Source organism: Fibrobacter sp. UWR4 (assembly GCF_003149045.1).
Taxonomy (GTDB): Bacteria; Fibrobacterota; Fibrobacteria; order Fibrobacterales; family Fibrobacteraceae; genus Fibrobacter.
In genome coordinates this window covers 1-2,764 of sequence record NZ_QGDU01000077.1, presented here as the reverse complement: position 1 = coordinate 2,764, position 2,764 = coordinate 1, and the positions used below count along the sequence as shown (strand labels likewise).

The window sequence follows — 2,764 nt, the reverse complement described above, 5'->3', positions numbered from 1 at the left end:
GTAGGCAAGGCTGCCTCCAACGCCTGTAATGGCTTGGGTGAAACCGGCAAGGGTCTAGTGAACAGCTTGATGGTGCTTGGCGTGGGTGAAACCGTTGCCTTGTTCATCATGGTGTTCTCGATGATGCTGGTGTCGTAGCGTAGCTACGGCGGTAGAATGAGAACTGTAGGAAGTGTCGGGGAAAATTCCCCGCGCTTCATATTTTTATAATTGGACTATGGAAATTTTTAAAATTGACAGAGTATCCGTAAAGAATTTCAAATCTCTGGCGGATTTTGAAATAAGTGACATTCCCATGTTTTCTTGCCTGATAGGAATCAACGGCTCTGGCAAGACAACTTTTCTTCAATTTCTTGATTTTGTAAAGTCGCTGATGAACGGCAATGTCCCTCAGTGGCTTAATGAACAGGGCTTGAACAATGTGACGGAACTGTTAACTCTTGGTGGTGAACGTAAGTATTCGATTGATATTGAAATTGATGCGACCCTTGGAGAGAAAAAGGCGTCTTGGAAAGCCAAGTTCAATACCCGTGAAATGCGATGCACGGTGGAAACGCTCAAGGAAGGCCTTGTCGAATATCGTTATGAATCAGGCAAATTGAATATTTCTGAACCGGGCAAGAAAATTCAGACTATCGACTATGGCCCGTCCAATTATTCGGGGTCTATTTTTTCTTTCAGGGAGACTGAATTTAGCAAGTTTATAAGACAGTGCCGATTTCTGGGGGTGCTTGATCCCCATGCAATTGCTCAGTCATCGCGTGTTGCCAAGGCACAATCCGTGTCCGTAGAGAGTAATGGACGTAATTTGAGCGGCTTTATCGCAGGTCTTTCTGCCGATAACCAGCATAACCTTCTTACGCAAATTCAGAATTTTTATGCTCCGCTTAAGGGTATGGAAATTAAACGCCAACAATTTGGGTGGAAATCCCTGCTTTTGAGTGAACTTGAAAAAAACGTGTTTTCAGCGACTAATCTAAGTTATGGAACGCTCCGCCTTTTTGTTCTTTTGTCTCAGCAATTTACTGATGACAAGGTGATTTTATTTGATGAAGCTGAGAATGGCTTGAATCAGGAACTTTTTGAGAAGTTTGTTACGAAGTTGCAAAATTATGGTGAACCGAAAAAACAGGTTGTCGTCTCTACGCACAGCGGACTTTTCTTGAACTACTTGACCGATGATCTGGCGCGTTCAGGAGTCTTTTTCCTATATAAGGATAAAATGGGGCATACACACGTCCGTCGGTTCTTCGATATACCGCAGATGTCGGAAAAGTTGAATGTTCTCGGTCCGGGCGAAGCCATGGGCGATACGGACCTTATTGAACTATCCGACCAGCTGTCCGATTAAGGTGGATCCTATGATTGAGTTCGTTGTTTGCGGCGAAGGCTCCACCGATTTGCGGTACGATGCCTTTAATGGCTTTGATGGCCCGCTTGCAATCGCAGTTAGGAATCTTTTGGACAATTGGTATTCCGAAGAAGTCGAAATGTACATGGTTACCCGTTCGGAACTTTCCGATGCGAATAAGAATGACAAGCCGAAAAGAAAAGCCTATGTCCGCGGTGCCAAGAATCCATATCCCAATACAGTTTCGATATCGGCTTTTTCAGCCTGTTTGGCACGAAAGGCTGTTGAACATGGGGACGCCTGTGGTGCAATTCTCTTTGAGGATATGGATTTCTCTTCGCATGAGAATCGCGACAGGTATTACAGGGCCATGATAGCCGCGATGCATTCGGGTTTCGATAGTGAAAATTTTAGGATGGGCGTTCCTATGGTCCCCATAACCAGAAGCGAATCCTGGATGCTCTGCCTTATAGATGATGAGGCTGCACAAAAGTCCTATTATGAGAATTTGTCTGGCTCCGACAATAGCCCGAATTCGGGTAAGAAAGTCTTGGCGAAGATGCTCGGTTGCACGGAACGTGAAAATTACAATGTAATTCGCGATAGGGTTGAATCTTACGATTGGGATATGCTGCCAGCTCCAAGCTTTATATTTTTCAAGAACAGGCTCCATGTTGTTTCGGCATTGATGTTACATGAAGCATTCCCTGATGGGTTGAATCTTGAAAATACCAAGATTCCGAATTAACCTATGGACCGTAAAGACGAAATAATCTTGATTCAGGTGCGGCTTTTGCGGCTTGCCTCCAAGACCTGGCATAAGGATATGTCGGAGGTTGCGAAGTTGTTTCGTCAGTACAAGGTCTATGACTTTATGCAGGACATGTACGAAGAGTTCCATGTGCAAGGTGATTTGGCAAGCCTCAATGAGGTTGAGACCTACCTAAAAAATCAAGGGGTGGCAGTATGAACGATATTGCGGCGTTTGTTCAGAATTCGTCCATGGAAGATAAAATTGAATTTGCCATGTGCCTGCTTGCGCAGATGTCCATACGCGATTTGATGGACAGGAATAATTGCGGTATGACAGACGCCGTTGCGGACTTTATGGAATCGACGACCGCCGTTTGCCTGTTTGACAAGGAAACGGGCCTTTGGGAAAATGGCCCCGATTACATTGTAGGCGAATACGAACAGGAAAAACGTCGGGCATTGGCTTAAGTTTAATTAACGAAAATCGTGACAATATGTTAAACAAGGAATTGAAAAATGATAGAATTTGAAACGATCAAAAATTTTTTTCTTCAGGGCATTAAATGAGGCATCATCAACATGTGTGGAAGCATTTAGGCAGCCTTGCTAGATGATTCTCTCGATTCCGATTCCCATTCGTAGGCTATCTTTACATCTACA

Annotated in this window: 4 protein-coding genes and 1 pseudogene; all 5 read left to right on the top strand. The window is 44.2% G+C overall.

Translation table 11 applies throughout. The features are described 5' to 3' along the window. Window positions 1-138, top strand: a pseudogene (locus tag BGX12_RS15985) (V-type ATP synthase subunit K); the annotation flags it as partial. A gap of 79 nt (window positions 139-217) precedes the next feature. Then, window positions 218-1,351, top strand: a complete 1,134-nt coding sequence (locus tag BGX12_RS15105; RefSeq protein WP_111361749.1) for an AAA family ATPase — start codon at window positions 218-220, stop codon at window positions 1,349-1,351. A 10-nt stretch (window positions 1,352-1,361) separates the two neighbouring features. Beyond that, window positions 1,362-2,099: a hypothetical protein gene (locus BGX12_RS15100; RefSeq protein WP_109736845.1), complete on the top strand. Its 738-nt coding sequence runs from the start codon at window positions 1,362-1,364 to the stop codon at window positions 2,097-2,099. Window positions 2,100-2,102: 3 nt separating this feature from the next. Then, window positions 2,103-2,321: a DUF3791 domain-containing protein gene (locus BGX12_RS15095; RefSeq protein ID WP_109736844.1), complete on the top strand. Its 219-nt coding sequence runs from the start codon at window positions 2,103-2,105 to the stop codon at window positions 2,319-2,321. Next, window positions 2,318-2,572: a hypothetical protein gene (locus tag BGX12_RS15090; RefSeq protein ID WP_109736843.1), complete on the top strand. Its 255-nt coding sequence runs from the start codon at window positions 2,318-2,320 to the stop codon at window positions 2,570-2,572. The genes BGX12_RS15095 and BGX12_RS15090 overlap by 4 nt, the downstream gene beginning before the upstream one ends. Window positions 2,573-2,764: the final 192 nt, after the last annotated feature.

Coding starts and splice junctions, on each gene's coding strand:
- BGX12_RS15105 (WP_111361749.1), top strand. CDS start 218: ATGGAAATTTTTAAAATTGACAGAGTATCCGTAAAGAATTTCAAATCT.
- BGX12_RS15100 (WP_109736845.1), top strand. CDS start 1,362: ATGATTGAGTTCGTTGTTTGCGGCGAAGGCTCCACCGATTTGCGGTAC.
- BGX12_RS15095 (WP_109736844.1), top strand. CDS start 2,103: ATGGACCGTAAAGACGAAATAATCTTGATTCAGGTGCGGCTTTTGCGG.
- BGX12_RS15090 (WP_109736843.1), top strand. CDS start 2,318: ATGAACGATATTGCGGCGTTTGTTCAGAATTCGTCCATGGAAGATAAA.